The sequence below is a fragment of the Brevibacillus sp. SYP-B805 genome, from assembly GCF_011059135.1.
GTDB lineage: Bacteria > Bacillota > Bacilli > Brevibacillales > Brevibacillaceae > Brevibacillus_F.
Genome location: NZ_JAALGD010000001.1, coordinates 168,684 through 188,280, shown reverse-complemented (window position 1 = coordinate 188,280; position 19,597 = coordinate 168,684). Strand labels below are relative to the sequence as shown.

At 57.2% G+C, this 19,597-nt stretch carries 19 protein-coding genes; all 19 read right to left on the bottom strand.

The window, feature by feature from the left end; translation table 11 throughout:
* Window positions 1–4 precede the first annotated feature (4 nt).
* The gene (pgeF, locus tag G3578_RS00930; protein WP_165207727.1) at window positions 5–838 is read right to left on the bottom strand and encodes a peptidoglycan editing factor PgeF; all 834 of its coding nucleotides are present in this window, start codon (window positions 836–838) and stop codon (window positions 5–7) included.
* 346 nt (window positions 839–1,184) lie between these two features.
* Window positions 1,185–1,469 carry a YlmC/YmxH family sporulation protein gene (locus G3578_RS00925; RefSeq protein ID WP_165207725.1) on the bottom strand — a complete coding sequence of 95 codons (285 nt, stop codon included), beginning with the start codon at window positions 1,467–1,469 and terminating at the stop codon, window positions 1,185–1,187.
* Between the two features lie 314 nt (window positions 1,470–1,783).
* Window positions 1,784–2,563 carry an RNA polymerase sporulation sigma factor SigG gene (sigG, locus tag G3578_RS00920; protein ID WP_165207723.1) on the bottom strand — a complete coding sequence of 260 codons (780 nt, stop codon included), beginning with the start codon at window positions 2,561–2,563 and terminating at the stop codon, window positions 1,784–1,786.
* Between the two features lie 145 nt (window positions 2,564–2,708).
* Window positions 2,709–3,431 (bottom strand): RNA polymerase sporulation sigma factor SigE, encoded by a 723-nt coding sequence (sigE, locus tag G3578_RS00915; protein WP_165207721.1) that lies wholly within the window; start codon window positions 3,429–3,431, stop codon window positions 2,709–2,711.
* 1 nt (window position 3,432) lies between these two features.
* Complete coding sequence (gene spoIIGA / locus G3578_RS00910; protein WP_165207719.1) at window positions 3,433–4,395, bottom strand: sigma-E processing peptidase SpoIIGA; 963 nt, start codon at window positions 4,393–4,395, stop codon at window positions 3,433–3,435.
* Between the two features lie 99 nt (window positions 4,396–4,494).
* The gene (locus G3578_RS00905; protein WP_165207717.1) at window positions 4,495–5,142 is read right to left on the bottom strand and encodes a hypothetical protein; all 648 of its coding nucleotides are present in this window, start codon (window positions 5,140–5,142) and stop codon (window positions 4,495–4,497) included.
* 255 nt (window positions 5,143–5,397) lie between these two features.
* Window positions 5,398–6,540: a cell division protein FtsZ gene (gene ftsZ / locus G3578_RS00900; protein WP_165207715.1), complete on the bottom strand. Its 1,143-nt coding sequence runs from the start codon at window positions 6,538–6,540 to the stop codon at window positions 5,398–5,400.
* Window positions 6,541–6,632: 92 nt separating this feature from the next.
* Entirely contained in the window at window positions 6,633–7,889 is a 1,257-nt protein-coding gene (ftsA, locus tag G3578_RS00895; protein ID WP_165207713.1) for a cell division protein FtsA, read from the bottom strand.
* A gap of 201 nt (window positions 7,890–8,090) precedes the next feature.
* Window positions 8,091–8,435 carry a small basic family protein gene (locus G3578_RS00890; protein ID WP_165207711.1) on the bottom strand — a complete coding sequence of 115 codons (345 nt, stop codon included), beginning with the start codon at window positions 8,433–8,435 and terminating at the stop codon, window positions 8,091–8,093.
* Window position 8,436: 1 nt separating this feature from the next.
* Window positions 8,437–9,192: a DUF881 domain-containing protein gene (locus tag G3578_RS00885; protein WP_165207709.1), complete on the bottom strand. Its 756-nt coding sequence runs from the start codon at window positions 9,190–9,192 to the stop codon at window positions 8,437–8,439.
* 19 nt (window positions 9,193–9,211) lie between these two features.
* Window positions 9,212–9,925 (bottom strand): DUF881 domain-containing protein, encoded by a 714-nt coding sequence (locus G3578_RS00880; RefSeq protein WP_165207707.1) that lies wholly within the window; start codon window positions 9,923–9,925, stop codon window positions 9,212–9,214.
* Entirely contained in the window at window positions 9,912–10,733 is an 822-nt protein-coding gene (locus G3578_RS00875) for a cell division protein FtsQ/DivIB (RefSeq protein ID WP_165207705.1), read from the bottom strand. The genes G3578_RS00880 and G3578_RS00875 overlap by 14 nt, the downstream gene beginning before the upstream one ends.
* 322 nt (window positions 10,734–11,055) lie before the next feature.
* Entirely contained in the window at window positions 11,056–12,312 is a 1,257-nt protein-coding gene (gene murA / locus G3578_RS00870; RefSeq protein ID WP_165207703.1) for a UDP-N-acetylglucosamine 1-carboxyvinyltransferase, read from the bottom strand.
* A gap of 15 nt (window positions 12,313–12,327) precedes the next feature.
* Window positions 12,328–13,233 carry a UDP-N-acetylmuramate dehydrogenase gene (gene murB, locus G3578_RS00865; protein WP_165208369.1) on the bottom strand — a complete coding sequence of 302 codons (906 nt, stop codon included), beginning with the start codon at window positions 13,231–13,233 and terminating at the stop codon, window positions 12,328–12,330.
* 105 nt (window positions 13,234–13,338) lie between these two features.
* The gene (murG, locus tag G3578_RS00860; protein WP_165207701.1) at window positions 13,339–14,439 is read right to left on the bottom strand and encodes an undecaprenyldiphospho-muramoylpentapeptide beta-N-acetylglucosaminyltransferase; all 1,101 of its coding nucleotides are present in this window, start codon (window positions 14,437–14,439) and stop codon (window positions 13,339–13,341) included.
* Between the two features lie 90 nt (window positions 14,440–14,529).
* Entirely contained in the window at window positions 14,530–15,621 is a 1,092-nt protein-coding gene (spoVE, locus tag G3578_RS00855) for a stage V sporulation protein E (protein WP_165207699.1), read from the bottom strand.
* Window positions 15,622–15,720: 99 nt separating this feature from the next.
* Window positions 15,721–17,085 (bottom strand): UDP-N-acetylmuramoyl-L-alanine--D-glutamate ligase, encoded by a 1,365-nt coding sequence (gene murD, locus G3578_RS00850; protein ID WP_165208367.1) that lies wholly within the window; start codon window positions 17,083–17,085, stop codon window positions 15,721–15,723.
* 7 nt (window positions 17,086–17,092) lie between these two features.
* Entirely contained in the window at window positions 17,093–18,058 is a 966-nt protein-coding gene (gene mraY, locus G3578_RS00845) for a phospho-N-acetylmuramoyl-pentapeptide-transferase (protein WP_165207697.1), read from the bottom strand.
* A gap of 55 nt (window positions 18,059–18,113) precedes the next feature.
* Window positions 18,114–19,595, bottom strand: coding sequence for a UDP-N-acetylmuramoyl-L-alanyl-D-glutamate--2,6-diaminopimelate ligase (locus G3578_RS00840; RefSeq protein WP_165208365.1), 1,482 nt, complete (start codon window positions 19,593–19,595; stop codon window positions 18,114–18,116).
* Window positions 19,596–19,597 lie beyond the last annotated feature (2 nt).

Below are 19,597 nucleotides of genomic sequence, written 5' to 3'. Positions count from 1 at the left end.
GGTTCTATGCTCCTTCCGCCTTCCATCCGATAAATGAAGCCATCCGGCCGGTTTTTCCCGCTTCCTTGCGATGGGAGAAAAAGAGGTCGGTATGGCAGCTTGTACACAAGTCGGCGCGGATGATCCGCGAGGGGGCTATGCCTGCTTCCATCAGGATAGACTGATTCAAGCCGACAAGATCCAGCAAGTATTTCCCATTCGACAGCGGTGTCACACTCTCCTGCCAGCTGCCCGCCGTCTGCCGGACATGCGCGATGATCCGTTCATCCACTTCGTAGCAGCACCCTCCGATCGCAGGCCCGATGGCGACAAGCAAACGCTCCGGGCGGCTGCCGTACGTGTGCCCAAAGGCACGGATCATTTCCTCGGAAATGCGGGCGACGGTCCCTTTCCAGCCGGCATGGGCAAGGCCGATGGCCCGATGGTCGGGGTCCAGGAAAAAGAGCGGCACGCAATCGGCGTAAAAAGAAGTGAGCAGCACGCCGCTTTCCTGCGTATGCAAACCGTCCGTCGCCGGGATGCAGTCCGCCATGTTTTCCCGGCCTGCGCCGCGATGTTGGTGGGTCACATGTTGAACGGAGCTGCCGTGCACCTGGTCGGCACATGTCCATGCTTCAAACGGCATCCCCAACCGTTCGGCAAGGAGCCGGCGATTGGCGGTGACGCGATCGGGATCGTCCCCGACATGCAGCCCCAGGTTGCACGAGGCGTATGGGGGCTCGCTCACCCCTCCCGTCCGCAGCGTAAAACCGGCCACCAGACCGGGAAATTCCTTCTCCCACGCCTCGATCCGCAGCGTATGCGTCGGCGGGGATATACGAAAAGCAGGCACATGCATTCCTCCGCTCTTGTGGATAGTGATCGCTGACACTTTCCTAGTGTACGGGAAAACGAAGGAAAAGAAAAGAAAGAACCGTGTGCAGACAAAGTCGGTCATGTCATGGATGATGGTTCCTGCTCGCTCTCTTGACGACCAGCAAAGAAGTTGGGCTGTTGTCCGCTCCGAAACACGACGCGGGCGGGGGCTCAACATCCGGGCGTCTCAGGGATGTGAGACTCACGCCCCCTTTGCTCCCGCGTCTTCGTTTCTCCGCTGAGTCGGTCGTCAAAGGAGCTCGCTTGGCCCCATCACGCCATGCTTCTAACTGATGGTTGTCATCAGTCTAAAAGACACGATCCGTGTCTTAGGAACGATACTCATCTTCCGGCGTGGCTTTGGCATCCACCCGCAGCGCCTCTTCCAGCCTGACCAGCACCACATCCTTGCCGATTTTCACAATATTGCGCCACGGGATCACATAATCGTTGCCGGACGAAAAGAAACCGAGAAATCTGCCCGGTCCCGGCACGACGATCGCTTCCACGCGGCCGTGGCGCAGGTCGATTTCCAGATCGGCAATCTGCCCCAGCCGCTTGCCGTCCAGAATATTGACAACCTCTTTCGTCTGAAAGTCGGAGATCTTCACCACTTCATCCTCACCCGCTTTCCTAACCCTGTGCGGCCGTGCTGCAGGCGACGGCCGGGCAAGGCCCGGATTTCTCCGATACTCTATGTATATGAGGACACCGGTGAATATGTCCGTAAAAACCCCGCCGACTTAAGCGAACGCTCTACCCACTCGGCGATAGCTAACGCTCTACCCACTCGGCGATAGCTATCGCTGCGCCGAGTGGGGACCCTCTTTGTGCCGAGTGGGGGCCCCCATCCTTTCTCCGTCACTTTATCACCGTTAAGAACTTAAATATGCCGAACTGCGAAAAAAGCTTCCGAACGAGCCGGAAGCTAAGATTGCACATGTTTTTGCATATGGGCGATCGCCGCTTTCTCCAGGCGGGAGACCTGTGCCTGGGAAATGCCGATCTCTTCGGCGACCTCCATCTGCGTTTTGCCCTCGTAAAAACGCATGGAGAGAATCATTTTCTCCCGTTCCCCCAGCCGCTGCATGCCTTCGCGCAGCGCGATCTCCTCCACCCAGGTGGCGTCCTTGTTCTTCTCGTCGCTGATCTGATCCATCACATAGATGGGATCGCCCCCATCCTGATAGATCGGCTCAAACAGCGAGACCGGGTCCTGGATGGCGTCCAGCGCAAACACCACATCTTCCTTGGGCACGTTCAGTTCGTGGGAAATCTCCATGATGGTGGGCTCCCGGGAGTTCTTGTTGGTGAGCTGGTCACGCACCTGCAAGGCTTTGTACGCGATATCGCGAAGGGAACGTGAAACGCGGATCGGATTGTTGTCGCGCAGGTACCGGCGAATCTCCCCGATGATCATGGGAACAGCGTATGTAGAGAACTTCACGTTCTGGCCGAGGTCAAAATTGTCGATCGCCTTCATCAAGCCGATGCAGCCGACCTGGAACAGATCATCGACAAATTCGCCCCTGTTGTTGAAGCGTTGAATCACGCTGAGGACAAGCCGCAGATTGCCGTTCACCAACTTCTCTCTGGCAGCCAGCTCGCCGCCCTGCAGGCGTTCGAACAGTTCCCGCATCTCTTTGTTGTTCAGTACCGGCAGCTTTGAGGTGTCTACTCCACAGATCTCAACCTTGTTGCGCGTCACGTCTTTCCCTCCTCAGAGAAGAAAAAGTTCCCAACCGGATGTCTTGAAGGCCGCGTGAGCCGCAGGACCGGACAAAAGAGGGCGTCTAACGGCGTACCCACTTGTGGTTTAGGAACAGTATCTCCCCCTGATGGGAAAATATGCGTCACACCATTTTGTTGAATTCTTTTCGCAACCGTTTTATAATTCGCTTTTCCAGACGCGAAATGTACGACTGGGAAATGCCCAGCAGATCGGCAACATCCTTCTGCGTCTTCTCTTCTTCCCCGGCCAGGCCGAAGCGCAGTTCCATGATGATCCGCTCCCGCTCCGTCAGTTTGTCCAGGGCTTTTTTCAACAGCTTGCGGTCCACCTGATCCTCGATGTTCTTGTAAATCGTATCGTTTTCCGTCCCCAGGACGTCGGAGAGGAGCAGTTCGTTCCCGTCCCAGTCGATGTTGAGCGGCTCATCGAACGAGACTTCGGATCGGATCTTGTTGTTGCGCCGCAGATACATCAGGATTTCGTTTTCGATGCAGCGCGAGGCATAGGTGGCCAGCTTGATGTTTTTTTCCGGATCAAAGGTATTGACGGCTTTGATCAGACCGATGGTGCCGATGCTGACCAAATCCTCGATGTTGATGCCGGTGTTTTCAAATTTGCGGGCGATGTAGACGACAAGCCGCAGATTGCGCTCGATCAGCATGCTGCGCACGGCGGCGTCTCCGGACGGGAGGCGGGCGAGCAGGATCTCTTCTTCTTCACGGGTAAGAGGCGGCGGCAAAGCCTCACTGCCGCCGATGTAATAGATCTCCTCGGCGCGGGCACCAATGAAGAGCAGGAAACGGTACCAGAGTAACTGGATAGAAAGTCGAAGTTTTACGTACATGCTAACCCTCCTGTTCGCGGGATTTTACCGGATCTTCTGCAGCGGTCTGCATCAGTGCGGGATGGACAATCGCCTGGTATTTGCCGTCTGCCGCCAGTGCAATCGGATTTAACCCAATCAATGCTTTTGTCGTCTGATAACGTCTGCCGTTCTGGCTGACCGCCACCGCATCGGGCTTCACCGCCACCAGAAAATCCATGCCGCGGGAAACGCTCCGGTACGGGATGAGGCGCAGCCGCCCCTGCCATTCATCCGGCAGGGCTGCCAAAAGCCCTTCCATTTTCTCCAGTTTTCCTTCTCCCCCCTGTACGATCTCCAGGAGGACGGGCGGAAGCAGCGAGCCAAACAATCCGCTCTCCATCACCATCACCGGGGTGCGTGAAAGCGGTTCATGCAGTTGATTACCGGTATCCACCAACCCTGTGCAGGCAACGGTTGTGCCGGCGAGCATCACCTCCACGTCCACCAGAAACGCCGCGATCCTGCGCGGTTCCTGTATGGCGTGGTAACCGCGCCGGCTGATGATGATCACCGCGGCAAAACCGGCGGCAAGCAGCAGAAAGGTGGCTTTGGCGTCTGCTCCTACCCCGCTGTCATGGGTAACGAGGATTCCGTTCACCACCTCGCTGTTGGTCGTGAAAAAATAGGCGAGCGCAAATACCCCTCCGCCAAACAGAAAACCGACGAAGTAAAAGATGCAGAGATTTTGCAGAAAGGTGAGCCATCTGCGAAAGCCGAATGCGATGCCCAGCATCAGGATGGAGAACAGCAGCTTGGCGAACCATTCGTAGATGAAGGCGAGAGAAGGAACAAAAAAGAACAGGGTATACGCGGAGCCGACCAACGCTGCGGCGAGGATTCTCCACCAAACCACACGCTCTTTGCGAAAGTATGCGGTAAACCAAAGCAGCAGGGTATCAATGGCGAGATTCAGGAGTAGAATGATATCGAGATAGATCACCATACCCTCTTCACCCCCTGCCTGGCAAAGACAGTATATATCAATGTGTATGTAAATTGTGTCAAATCTTGACCGGATTTTTTCAGATTTTTTGTTGAACGATTACTTCATCTGCGCCGTTTTGGTCAGGCGAAACAGCCCGTTTTCCACATCCGGCGCAAAGTAATACACGGTTGACCGATCGACTCCGGCACCTCTCCCGCCCACGACCACCAGCTGACCGTCACGAACCTGCGGCCGTTCAGTCGGCAAGGTCTCAAAATAGGGCAGGATGCTGCTTCCCACCTGAAAGGAAAACGGGACAGCCTTCCCGTTGCGAATCCCGTATGCATAAAACTCCAGCGCGTGGCAGTCGGTATGCCGGGGAAAGAACAGGAAACCATGAAACGGCGGAACGTTCACGCTCTCCAGCTTCAGCGGCTGCAGGGAACGGGTATAGATTTCGAGTCCATGTAATTCCTGAATGATTGCCCCACCGCCATCCGGCGTGCGAAATACCATCGCGTAATCACCTGTGATCACATAATCCGTTGCCAACCCCAAACAGCTGGGGGCGCCCAACTGCTGAATCCGTTCTCGGGAACGCGGGATCAGCAGCAGCTCACCCGCTGCCGACTGCCCAACAGCCCGCGCCTTTTCCCCTGTCATGTTCTGATGATCAACGGATGGGAAAGTGCTTACCGCTGAAACGACCTGCGCGAAGCATAAACCGGCTGCCAAAAGTGAAGACCAAACAGCCATCCCCATCATTTTTTCTACCTCCTCGTGTATGGGACGCACGGGAGCAGGAAAACGCTGTCACTAAATTACCCCGCCGACTTAAGCTATGCTTAACCCCAAAAAGTGACGTTGACCTTTGAAGCATAATCCGAGTACTTTTTGGGGACCCCTGAACACGTCGGCGGGGCCCCAAGCTTTCTTCGTCACTTTCATGAACGTAAACTTCCAATCTGCCCAAAAAAAAGGTTGGGGATGAGATCCCCAACCTTCTTCATCTGTTGCGATTTATTTTTTGTTTCTTCTGCGATTGCGGAGGAACGCCGGAATGTCCAGATTGTCCAGATTGCTCATGGAGAAGAGGGATTTCTCTTCCTCTTCCTCGCGCAGGCGGCCCGGCGCCGCTTGCGCCACCGCAGTCGGACGCACGGCGGATGCCGGCTGCGGGCGTCGAACGGGGGTGCTTCCCTGGCGCTGGGCCTCGTCGAAGCCGGTCGCAATCACCGTCACGATAATCTCGTTCTTCAGCTCGTCATTGATGACGGCACCGAAAATCATGTTTACTTCCGGATCGGCAGCCGAAGAGACGATATCGGCCGCTTCGTTTACTTCATACAGGCTCAGGTTGGAGCCGCCGGTGATGTTCATCAGGACGCCGCGCGCCCCTTCGATGGAGGTTTCGAGAAGCGGGCTGGAAATCGCTCGGCGCGCCGCTTCGGCCGCGCGGTTTTCGCCGCTGCCAACCCCGATGCCCATCAGGGCGGAACCGCGTTCCGTCATGATCGTTTTCACGTCGGCAAAGTCCAGGTTGATCAAGCCGGGCACGGCGATCAAGTCGGAGATGCCCTGGACGCCCTGGCGCAGGATATTGTCCGCTTCCCGGAATGCTTCCAGCATCGGCGTGTTCTTATCCACGATTTCCAGCAGCCGGTCATTGGGAATGACGATCAGGGTGTCCACCTTTTCCTTCAGCGCGGCAATCCCGGCCTCGCCCTGGGCGGCGCGCTTCCGCCCTTCGAAGGAGAAGGGGCGGGTCACAACGCCCACGGTCAGGGCGCCCAATTCCTTGGCGATTTCCGCTACCACCGGAGCGGCACCGGTCCCCGTACCGCCGCCCATCCCTGCGGTGACGAATACCATGTCCGCACCGCGCAGCGCGTTTTCGATCAGTTCACGGCTTTCTTCCGCCGCTTTTTTCCCTACTTCCGGATTGGCCCCGGCTCCCAGGCCGCGCGTCAGCTTCTCCCCGATCTGCAGTTTGATCTCTGCATGGGAAAGAGCGAGGGCCTGCGCATCCGTGTTGAGCGTGATGAATTCCACGCCCTTCACCCCGCCGGCAATCATGCGGTTCACGGCGTTGCTTCCCCCGCCGCCGCAGCCGATCACTTTGATTTTTGCCAACTGTTCCATATCTAAGTCAAATTCCAGCATACTGCAAGTTCCTCCTCACAAGAGCTTCCATCCGGCCCGTTTTTCAGCCTCGATGTTTTTCCTTCTATCTGCTCTGTCCCTCGATCACCCTATTAAATAAACTCGCTGAACCAGTTTTTCACTTTTTCCAGAAAATTGCTGGCATCTTTCTGCTTGGAGTAGGTCGGGCGCTGTCCGCCTTTCACCGGCGCGTTCGCCCGATGGCCTCTGCGGTCCATCTGATGCAGCGCGTACTGGATCAATCCGACACCGGTGGTGTAGGAAGGATCGCGGACGCCTATATAATCGGGAATGGCGATGCGGACAGGCGCAGCAAGCTCTTCCTTGGCCAACTCCAGCATGCCCGGCATGGCGACGGTTCCTCCGGTTAGGACATAACCGCCGGCGATCTCATCCCGGAACCCAAGCTTGTACACCGCATCTTCCACGAGGTTGAAAATCTCGGCCGCCCGCGGCTCGATGATATTGGCCAGATCGACCTGGGTGAACTGCTTCTCCACTTCGCTGCCGATCCGTGTCACCTTGAATTTCACTTCTTCCGATGCTTCATCGATCAGGGCGCATCCGTATTTCACCTTCACCCGCTCCGCCGCTTCCGTCTGGGTCCGAAGTCCCAGGGCGATATCGTTGGTGATATGGTCGCCGCCAATGCCGATGACGGTGGTGGCCACCAGCTGCCCCTGTTCAAAGACGCCGATCGTGGTGGAGCCGGCGCCGATATCGACGAGCACCGTTCCCATGTGCTTGTCGTCTTTGGTCAGAGCCACGTAACTGGCCGCGAGCGGCTGCAAGAAGATACCGGCCACGCGCAGATTCGTTTTCTGGGCGCAGCGCACGATGTTGTGCACCACCGTTTTTGACCCGGTCACGATCGTGCCTTCCATCTCCAGGCGGACGCCGATCATGCCCCGCGGGTCTTTGATGCCATGCTGTCCATCCACGATGTACTCCTTGGGGACAACCTCGATGATTTCCCTGTCTGGCGGGAGGGCGACCACCTTGGCGGCCTGAATCACTCTCCCGATATCTTCTTCCCCGATTTCCCGGTCCTCGCTGGACACAGCGACGACTCCTTGCGTTTCATGAAGTTCAATATGGTTACCGGTTATGCCGACGCATACTTCTTCTATGTTTACGCCTACCATGCGCTCGGCATGGTCTACGGCTTCCCGGATGGCATTCACAGTTTGGTCAATATCAACGATAATCCCTTTTTTGATCCCTTCGGAATGGGCTTGGCCGACACCGATGATGTTGATGGTTCCGTTGTTGATTTCCCCGATCATGACGCGTACTTTCGATGTGCCGATATCCAAGCTGACAATCAGCTCGCTTTGGTTGCTTACCAAACCTGTGACACCTCCCCTGCTACGACATAGTCATTCGAATGGTGAAGACACCTGCATAATCTATTCCACACAGGATAATCATTCCCTTTTTCTTTTGCAATTTATTTTTGGTTTATATTTTCGTTATTCTACTATATCATGATTTCCGTACTAGAAAACACAGGAAAAAAGGACTGTTCGGCCGTCCCGCAGTCCCAGGCGTTATCCCTGGTTGATCCATTTGGACAGGATGATCCGCCGAATCACGGCCAGGTTGTTAAACAGGCGCACCCCGAAGGCGACGATGGCCGCCAGATAGAGATCGATGCCCAGAAACGCACCGAGAAAGGCCAGTCCCGCCGCAAACAAGGTGTTGAAAAAGAAGCCGGACATGAAGATGCGCACATTAAACGTCCGCTCCAGATAGGAACGGATCCCGCCGAATATCGTATCCAATCCTGCCAAGAGGGCAATGGACAAATAACTGCTGTACTCTTGCGGCACCCGCCAATCCAACAGGAGTCCCACCGCGATCCCGAGCGCAAGTCCTATGAGAGGTAGCCACATACTATTGCTCTCCTTTTGTTTTTACCGGTTTCATGTATTGAATGACACGGGTTTCATTGTAAGCGGGAATGATCAGCTTGTCACGCTTTTCGATCATCAGCGTTTTGCCGGTCAGCTTGAAATTCTCTTCCACGCCTTCCAGCTTCATTCCCGAGATCAGCACTTCCGGATCGCCCAAGGCTCTGATTTCGTAAGGCGGTTTGATGGTTTTCGTGTCGATCTGAATATCTTCACCCACATTGCGGATCGCCGTCGTGGCAATCAACCGGTGACCGTTGATCGACACCGCCTTCGCGCCGTTGGCGAACAGGATGTTGGCCAGCCAGCGCAAATCTTCGTCAATCACCGCATTGGGGTAGACGCCGGCGGCATCCTGCCCGCTCTCCAAGGCGGAATCGGCGGTATTGGCCGGCAGCGGGGCGTCCACAATCCGTACCACCGCGCCCGCTCCTTCCAGGCTCTCCAACCCCGCCAGCTTGCGGGTGCGCGCCAATTCCTCTTTCATGACAGAGATGCTCTCTCCCTCGTCGAGAGAGGTCTCATACTGGTAAATCAGCTGGTTGTACTTGGAGATATCGGCCAGCAGGCTTTTGTGTTTTTCCAGTTCTTTTTGCAGGGTCGCCCTCAATTCGGCGATGCTGCGCGATTCGCTCTTGACGGGCTGCAGGTTGCTTTTCAGCTGAATCGCCAGCATCACGCCAATAATCGCGCTGATCAATGAGAGGATAAGCGTAATCTTGCGGTTTTTCGCCAGCATCCGTTTCGACTTCCTTCCCTTATGATGAGGAAGATTCCATTTTGACATCGCCCACATAGGCCGGAATTTCCACCAGATCTTTGCTTTGCACGGTGATCTGGACGAACCCTTCCAACGTTTGCAGGACACCCCCGGGGAGATTCAGCGCGTTGACCAGGGTAGCCGGGTCGCCAATGGCGGTGATCACGAAGGGGGCCGCCGACTTCACGCCATTGACGATGATGGTCGGACCCACGCAGCGGATCGCCGAATTGCTGATCAGGCGCTGACCATTGATGCTGATCGCCTCCGCTCCCGCTGCTCGCAGCTCATTTACCACCAGGCGGACATCCTGTTCGTGAACGATATATTTCGTGACATCTTCCGATTCCCCTGCGTTCGCTTTATCCTGCATGGTGACGATCACACCCGGTCCCTCCACCGGGACGACGCCGGCCATCATCCGGGCAGCGTCCAGCTGGGCCAAAATGTCGGCCGCCTCCGATTGATGCTCCGCCATCGCCTGCTCCACCTTGCTCACCTGCCGCTGCAGGTCAAGCAGCTGGACTTCCAGCTGACGGTTCTGCTCCTTTTCCGCCAGGATCCGCTCGTTCAACTGCGTCTCCTGCTGGAACTGCTTTTCGTTTTGCCGTTCCGCCAGGCTGGCTTTGGTCGATTCAATCGAGGTGGCGATAAGAAAGCCGGTGCTGAGCGTTACCAACGTCAAATACAGGGTAAATTTAGCTTTGGCCATTGCTTACCGTCTCCTTTTGCGTTTGAGGCTCTTCCGGCAGCTTCTCCTTGTCTGCCGCAGGCTGTTCCGGAGTGCCGTACTTCTGGAACCACGTGCTCTCCAGCATGTAGATGACCCCTTTTTCTCCTTCGGGGAGGTCTTTGACGATGGCCGGATACCAGACCAGCTTCTTGGCCAGTTGATAAATCACGCTGTGCACCTCGTTGCCGTCGCGCATGTACAGGGTGATGCGCTGCTTGTCGTAAGACGTAGGGGTAAGGGAGATGTCGGAGATCTCGCCTGCTACGGAGGGGGGCAGTTGGGCGAGGGCTTTCGCCAGCTGCGGAAGCAATTCCGGCGAGCCCCAGGACCGGATCAAGGGCCTGTCCACCACCCGTTTCCGGAAATCCGCCTGATCCAGGACGACCCCGTTTTCCAGCAGGGGAGACAGCTTCCCGTCCGGTGTTGCCCACAGCGCCACGCGTTTGTATTCCACGACATGCAGTTCGATCACCCCGGGGAAATGGCGCACGATGGTGACGCTTTTCACCCCTTTTAACACTTTCATCGACTCCTGCACGCTCGATTCCCAGACATTGAGGAACTGCATCCCGATGGCAAGTCCGGAGGCCTGAAGGATCTCCTGCTCGCTGTACAAATCCCTTCCAAAAACGCGAATCTCCTGTACCTTGCTGTAGGGCGACCGGAAAAACACCACGGCAAGGACGGTCAAAAAGAAAAGCAGAAGCAGGAAGAGCAGCCTGCGGTTGCTTTTTCGTTTAGGTTTTGTCTGTTTCACCTGCGGAATGCGTTCTTGATAAACCGCCATCGAATTTCCTCCGGTTTGCCAGATAAGAAAACCCCGCCGACTTAAGCGAACGCTCCACCCACTCGGCGATTGCTATCGCTTCACCGAGTGGGGTCCCTTGCTGGTGTCGGCGGGGGCCCCAGCCTTTCTTCGTTCGCTTTCGTGCTTTAAAGATCTTAAACTTTCCTGATATACTTGGAAAACTTGGCAGCGCCAAGGCTATTGCGCAGGCGGATGCCTCGCTGCTCTTGTGTCGGCAAGATAACATGACGACTACCTGGTGACAAAAAGAGGGAAAGCGGCATAGCCCTTATGCCGCTTACCTGACAAAATTCAGCTTCGTTTATGCGGTTGTGCGAGCAATGCTGGCACCCAACTGCTGCAGCTGCCACTCCAATCGCTCATAGCCACGGTCAATATGGTGAACCTGTTCCACCACGGTCGTTCCTTCAGCCGCCAGCCCGGCGAGCACAAGGGCGGCGCCGGCACGCAGGTCGGTCGCTTCCACCGTGGTTCCGGACAATCTGCTGACGCCACGAATAAAGGCGGAGCCCAGATCAACATAGATGGAGGCACCCATTCGCGCCAATTCGTTGACGTGTTTGAATCTGCCTTCAAACACGGTCTCCTTGATCACGCTCGTTCCCCGCGCCAGCGACAGAAACGCCATCAACTGCGCCTGTAAATCGGTCGGAAAGCCGGGATACGGCGAGGTGATGATGCGGTCATAGCCGCGAGGACGATTGGAACACTTCATCTCCATTATATCATGGTAAGCCTTGATTTCAACACCGCAGCTTCGGGCCACTTCGATCAGCGCGGTCAGGTGCTCCGGGATCGTATTGGATAAGGCGATGTGTCCCTGTGCCATGCCGACCGCCAAAATATGGGTCCCTGCCACAATGCGGTCGGGGATCACCCGGTAGGAAACCGGACGCAGACGTGCGACACCGTTGATCTCTATCGTGTCCGTACCGGCTCCGCGGATGCGGGCCCCCATGGCATTGAGGAAATTGGCCAGATCAATGATTTCCGGTTCGCGGGCGGCATTGCAGATCCGTGTCGTTCCCTTGGCTAGCACGGCGGCCAGCATGATGTTTTCGGTCGCTCCCACGCTGGGGAACGACAGGAAAATATTGGTTCCGCGCAGCTGCTTGGCGCGAAAAATGATATAACCTTCCGACTCTTCAATCTTGGCCCCGAGCGCTGTCAAGCCATTCAGATGCAGGTCAATCCGTCTTTCACCGATGGCGCATCCGCCAGGGCGGGAGATCGTCACTTCCCCCAGTCGGGTAAGAAGCGGCCCCACCAAAAAAATGGAGGAGCGCATCTGTCCCATCAAATCATCCGGCACATGTGAAATCGAAATGGAGGTCGTGTCAAGGCTCACGCATCCGTCAGCATGGGTGGCTGTCGCACCCAACGCGGTCAATATCTGTAACATTACGTCTATATCTTTGAGATGCGGCACGTCGTAAATATGAAATTGCCCTTCTGCCAGTACAGCGGCGGCAAGAATCGGGAGGGCAGCGTTTTTTGCTCCATGGATTCGAAGCGTTCCGGACAGAGGTCTTCCGCCTTCGATCGTAAAAGTCTCCAAACTTTCACCTCCGTGTTACCCCTCGCCCACCACCAATACTTCCGGATGCAGATCGACACCAAATTTCTCCAGGATTGTGCGTCTGATATGATCCATCAGGGTGAGGACGTCGGAAGCCGTTGCCCCTCCGCGGTTGACGATGAAATTGGCGTGGATCTCGGAAACCTGCGCTCCACCGTAGTGAAAGCCCTTTAATCCTGCGGCTTCAATCAGACGCCCGGCATGATCGCCCGGCGGATTGCGGAATACACTTCCCGCGCATGGCATTTGCAATGGTTGCGTCTGTCGCCGGCGATCCTTGTACGAGGCCAAAATGGCTGCGATTTCTTTGCGGTCGCCTTTCTGCAATTGGAATACCGCCTCCAGCACGATGCCTTTCTTTCTTTGTAACAGCGACGTACGGTAGGCAAATTCCAGCTCCTTGTTCGTCAACACGACGGTCTCGCCATTGTCGAAGAGGATCTCGGCTTGTTTCAAAATACGTGACAGATCAGATCCGTGCGCCCCTGCATTCATGTAGACGGCACCGCCGACTGAACCGGGTATGCCTCCCGCAAACTCCATCCCTGTTAATCCCATCTTGCCTGTCTCCACCGCCAGGCGGATCATGGAATACCCGGCACCAACACACACCTCTTCGCCCCTGAATTCACAGTGACTCAAGCCCTCAGCCACTTTCAGCACGGCTCCGCGTATCCCCCCATCCCTCACTAGAAGGTTGGAGCCGCGCCCGATTACACTCCAAGGAATATTGTGACGATGGATCAATTGGACAGCCAAAATCAGAGAATCCTTGTCTTTTGGCTGGATTAACAAGTCGGCAGGACCCCCGATCCGCCAGGTGGTATGATTGGCGAGAGGCTCGTCGGTCCACACCTTGCCAACATCTGCCTGTCGTAACTGGTCTGCAAGCTGTTTCAACGTATTCATAGCGAACCCCCTGACACAAATGCTAGGTCGGAACCGGTTCTATCACGTGTTTGCTCCATACTATGCGAACGCCCAAACACACGTGACAGCCGCCCATCAGGTTTTGCCTGCCTCTCGAAGCAGGCGGCAGATGCTGGCAGCCGCATCCGGCTTACCCAGCGTAAGCGAGCGCTCCCGCATGGCGCTCCAGCGCGCGGTGTCCCGCAGCAGGGGAGCAAGCGCCCGGCGCAGCGACTCTCCGGTCAGCTCCCGCTCCAGAATGACGATGGCGGCCCCTGCTTTCTCCAGCCCGCGGGCGTTTTTCTCCTGATGATTATTGGTCACATAGGGTGACGGAATGAGAACTGCCGGTACTCCCAGAGCGGTCAATTCCGCCAGCGTGGACGCACCGGCGCGGTTGACGATCACATGGGTGGCGGCCAGCAGGTCCGGCATGTTGTGGACATACGGCAGCAGGGTAACGTTCGGGGGGAGGGAGGCTTCCGACTGCAGCCGGGAGGAGATCTCCTCAAAGTGAACCTCGCCCGTCACATAGACAAAATGGGTGTCCGGTTCATCCCCCATCATCGGCAAAAGCTGCAGCGCCGCCTCATTGATCGCCTTGGCGCCCCGGCTGCCGCCCACAATCAGCACGATCCGCCTGCCATCGGGTATCCCCAGTGCCTGCCGCCCTGCCTCCGCCCGGCCGTGCATCACTTCCGTTGCGCACGGATTGCCGGTAAACACCGTCTTCTTCCGGGGGAAATGGGCCAGCGATTCTTCAAACGACACGGCGATGCGATCCACCACGCGTGCCAGAAACTTGTTGGTCAATCCGGGTACGACATTCTGCTCATGGATCACGGTGGGGATGCCGAGGCGGCTGGCCGCATAAACCACGGGGCCGCACACGTATCCGCCTGTGCCGATCACCACGTCGGGCCGGAATTCGCGCAGCAACTCGGCGGATCTCCGGACGGCCCGGACGAACTTCCAGGCGGTCCGCAGATTTTCCACCGTCAGCTTCCGTTTCAGCCCGGCGATCTCCACCGCTTCAAACGGAATGCCCTCGCGCGGAACCAGCCGTGCTTCCAATCCCTTGGTAGTCCCTATATACAAAAAGGTCGCCTGCGGTTCCTGGCGCCTCATCTCTTTGGCCACCGCAAGCGCCGGATAAATATGTCCGCCCGTTCCTCCCCCGGCCAGGACGATTCTCATGTCGATCACCTGTTTTCTCTGCGAAATTCATGGGTACGATCCCCGATTCGATGCGAAGCGGACAGCCTCTGCCTTTTCCGTCCGCAGCCGTCATCGTGAAAAGCGCGAAATATTCAGCAGGATGCCGATGCCGGTCAGCATCAGCGTCAAGGATGAACCGCCGTAGCTTAAAAACGGCAGGGTAATGCCGGTCACGGGAAACATGCCGGTCACGACGCCGACGTTGATCACCACCTGGATGGTGATCATGCTGATGATGCCGAGGGCCAGCAGGTTGCCGTACAGATCGGGTGCCGTGATCGCCACTCTCATTCCTCTCCACAACAGCAGCAGAAAGAGCAGGAGAACGAGCGTGCCGCCCACGAAACCCAGCTCTTCGGCCACGATGGAAAAGATGAAGTCGTTGTAGGGTTCCGGCAAATACAAATGCTTCTGCCGGCTCTGCCCGAGCCCCAGGCCCAGGAGCCCGCCCGGCCCGATTGCGTACAGGGACTGAATGATCTGGTACCCCGTATCCAGCGGGTCCGACCACGGATCCAGAAACGACGTGATCCGCTTGATCCGGTAGGGAGCAGACAGGATCAACCCCGCAAAACCGGCCAGCCCCAGCATGCCGAGCCCAACAAAATGGCTGATGCGCGCTCCCGCTGCAAAGATCATCACCACCGCCATCCCCACCAGCACCACGCCTGTCCCCAAGTCGGGCTGCAGCATGATCAGTCCGAAACAGACCACGGGGATGGCGAGGGCGGGCAGCAGCCCTTTGCGAAACTTCACGATCTCCTTCTGGTTGTCCGACAGCCATTGTGCCAAAAAGGCCGCGACGCCGAATTTGGCAAACTCCCCCGGCTGTATGCCGAAAGAGCCGAAGCCCAGCCAGCTTTTCGAGCCGTTCACCTCGATGCCGATCACGAGCACCAGCAGCAGCAGGCCTATGCTGGTCAAAAATCCGGCTTTGGCCCACTTTTTCCAGATCCAATAGTCAATGTTCATCGAGAGGTACATGGATGTGATGCCAAGCAGGGCAAAGATCAGCTGCCGCTTGGCAAAGTAATACGCATCGTGATACTTGTTCAGGGCATAGATGGCGCTTGCGCTGTACACCATGACCACACCGATTCCCAACAGCAGGAGGGTGGCGGTAATGATGACGAAATCTGGAGCAGTTCGCACCTTGCTCATGCACGGACGACATCCTTTCCACAGACCGTCCGTTATGCGTCGTATGGTCCGCGAACAATATCCGGACATCGCCGGGCAGCGAATGACGCAGGACGGGTGTTATGCTAGGCTTGTTCTCAGTCTATGCACGCCGTCCTTGAAACTATGCCCCCGAACCTCAAAGGAAGGGAACATATCCCAGCTTGCGCATGCCGGACTCAGGAGCACCACGTCGCCCGGGGCGGCGAGGTCTGCCGCAGCAAAGACTGCCTTTTCCACAGTATCGACGCGGAAACGCTCCCGTATCCCCGCCTCTTCGGCGCGCGCGAGCAGGATATCAGCCGTCTGGCCGTAAGCCACCAGCGCTTTTACATGTTTGCGAAAAACGGGCACCAGTTCCCGGAAGTCGATGCCTCGGTCCAGCCCGCCCGCGATCAGCACAACCGGCTCGGCGAACGCCTGGATGGCCCGTGATGCCGCTTCCGGGTTGGTCGCCTTCGAATCGTTGTAGTAACGAACCCCCTGCACCGTCGCCACGTATTCCAGCCGGTGTTCAACGCCGGGAAACGTGGAGAGCACATGCGCCATCGACGCATAATCCGCCCCCGCCAGCCTGGTGATCAGGATGGCTGCCAGCGCATTTTCCACGTGGGGGATCGACAGCTTCGCCACGGGCATCACTTCTTCCGTCGTCCCGTCGTCACCGGCGAACAGGATCATGCCGTCGCGCACAAACACCCCCGGCCGTACTTCCGCCGTTTTGCTGAAGTAGTAGGTTTTCGCCGGAAGCGGCGGGATCTTGGCGAGAACATCCGGCTGATCATACGGCAGAATGGCGATGTCGTCAGCCGTCTGATTGGCGAACAGCTTCAGCTTGGCCGCCAGATAGGCCTCCTGGGAATGGTGATAGTCCAGATGGGCCGGATACAGGTTCAAGAGCGCTCCGATATGCGGGCGAAACCTGCTTGTCCCCATCAGCTGAAAGCTGCTTAACTCCGCCACCAGCAGCTGATCCTCCCGGACGGTTTCCGCCAGGCTGCACAGCACGGTTCCGATATTGCCCCCGACCGACGCATCAATCCCGGCCTGCTGCAGGATCAAGCCCACCAGCGTCGTGGTGGTGGTTTTGCCGTTGGAGCCGGTGATGCCGATGATCGGCGCTTTTGACAGCTGATAGGCCAGCTCCACTTCCGTAATGACCGGAATCCCCAGGGCAAGCGCCTTCGCCACGGGAGGGGTCTCATACGGGATGCCCGGATTTTTCACCACCAGATCGACGCCGGGGTGGATGAGGTCGTCGGGGTGGTGACCCGATATCACGGGAATGCCCAGCGCCTCCAATTCCTCCGCTTCTGCCGCTTCCTCCCGCGGCTTCTTGTCATTCACCACGACTTGCGCACCAAAGCGGTGCAGCAGTTTGGCAACCGCTGCACCGCTTTTTGCCAGTCCAAGGACCACCACAAGCCGGTTCCGATACTGTTCCATCGCCATCTTACCGTATCACCTCAAGGTAAACGCCCAATCCCGCGAACACCATGCCCACCAGCCAGAATGTCACGACAACGCGCCATTCCGACCAGCCGGTCAGCTCAAAGTGGTGATGCAGCGGGCTCATTCGGAAGATTCGCTTTCCTCTTGTCTTGAAGGAGATGACCTGCAAAATCACCGAGAGGGTTTCCACCACGAACACGCCGCCGATGACGGCAAGCAGCAGTTCCGTCTTGGTCATGATGGCGATGGCGGCCAGCGCACCGCCAAGCGCCAGGGAACCGGTGTCCCCCATGAAGACGCGGGCAGGATGGGCATTGAAGACGAGAAAGCCGAGAACCGCCCCCACCACCGCCGCGCTGAAAATCGCGGTGTCCAAATCGCTCGACAGCCAGGAGATGATGGCATAGGCGCCAAACGCGATGGCCCCCGTTCCGGCCAGCAGTCCATCCAGCCCGTCGGTGAGGTTGACCGCGTTGGTGGTGGCGACGAGCAGAAAGAGCAAAAACGGGAAATAGAGCACGCCCAGCTCGATATCCCACGGTGTGCCGGGAAGATGCAGGGCGGTATCGTGCTTCATCTGGATCAGCAAACCGTAGGCGCCGACGGCCAGGATCACCTGCCCCAGGAGCTTCTGTTTCGCCGTGAGGCCCAGATTGCGCTTCCGGCTGATTTTGATAAAATCATCCAAAAATCCGATAAGTCCGTAGCCCAGCGTAACGAGGAGCAAAAACATCGTTTCCATCGTCAGGTTGGCAAATTTCAGTACGGTAAAGATCAGGGCAAGCAGAATTATCGTCCCGCCCATGGTGGGTGTGCCCGCTTTCTTCTGGTGCGACTGCGGCCCCTCCTCCCGAATGCTTTGGCCGAACTTCAGGCGGCGCAAGACGGGAATGAACAAGGGCCCGATCAGTACGGCGATGAGAAAAGCGGCGATAATCGTGATGATGAGGACATTGTCTAATGGCATGCCCTATCCTCCCCTCTGCTGGTGTGGTAATGTCGAATCCTGACGCGGGTTCCGTTCATGTGCGCAGCGCGGCGATCGCTTCCTTCGCCACTTCCCGGTCATCGAACGGAAGCACCTCTCCCTTGATGATCTGATACGTTTCGTGTCCTTTTCCGGCAATCAGAATGCAGTCGTGCTCGCGGGCCTGCCCGATGGCGTAGCGGATCGCTTCCCGCCGGTCCACCAGCTGCACATAGCGGTCCCGGGGCACATGCCGGATGCCCGCCACCATGTCGGCGATGATCGCCTCCGGTTCTTCGGAGCGAGGATTATCTGACGTAAAGACGGTGATATCCGCATATTTTGTTGCAATTTGCGCCATGATTGGGCGTTTCGTCCTATCGCGGTCCCCGCCGCAGCCGACCACGCAGAGAATTCGCCCCTTGGCAAATTCCTTTACCGTCACAAGGGCGTTTTCCAGGCTGTCCGGCGTATGCGAATAGTCGACGATCACGGAAAAAGGCTGGCCGGCGTCCACCGCTTCAAAGCGCCCGCTGACGCCCTTGACGGCTTCCAGGCTCTCCTTGATGGCCGGCAGGGGAATCCCTTCGGCCAACCCTGCTGCGGTGGCCGCCAGCGCATTGTATACGTTAAATTTGCCCATTAACTGCAAATTCATTTCCACCGTTCCGGCAAAGCTGTGAAGGAGAAAAGAGGTGCCGCGGCTGGTCACCCGGATGTGATCCGCCCGGACATCCGCCTGCCGGTCGATGCCATAGGTGATGACACGGGCGGGCGTCACCTTGGCGAACAGGGCAGAAGCCTCGTCGTCCGCATTGAGCACGGCCGTTTTCATCGCCCCTTCCTCGTAACGGTTGCCCAGTTGGGCAAACAGCAGCGACTTGGCGAAGCGGTAGTTCTCCATGGTTTTGTGGTAATCCAGATGATCCCGCGTCAGATTGGTAAAAACAGCCGTATGTACATCACAGCCGCGCAATCGGCCCATCTCCAGCGCATGGGAAGAGGCCTCAATAATGGCATATTCCGTATCCACGTCGCGCATGCGTCGAAAGCTGTGCTGCAGCTCCAACGCGTCCGGCGTGGTATTTTTCACGTTTTCAATGGTATCCCCGATCCGCATGTGAATCGTACCGATCAATCCCGTGCGTTTCTGCTGGTCGCGCAGGATCTTGTCAATCAGATGCGTCGTGGTCGTCTTGCCATTGGTGCCGGTCACCGCAATCAGTTTGAGTTCGCGGGTAGGAGACCCGTAAAAGCGGTCGGCCAGCAGGGCCATGGCACGCCGGGTATCCGGCACAACGATTTGGACGATGGAAGCCGGAAGCGGCAGTTCCCGCTCCACCAGCACAGCGGCAGCTCCTTGCTCAACCGCCTTCTCTGCAAAAGCATGGCCATCGACGGTAAAGCCCACCAGGCAGATGAACAAATCCCCCGGCTTTACCTTTCGCGAATCTGCCGTCAAACCCGATATCTCTATGCTGTCATTTCCCACTGTACGCACCGGCAGCAAGGAAACGAGCAGATCCTTCAGCAACATGA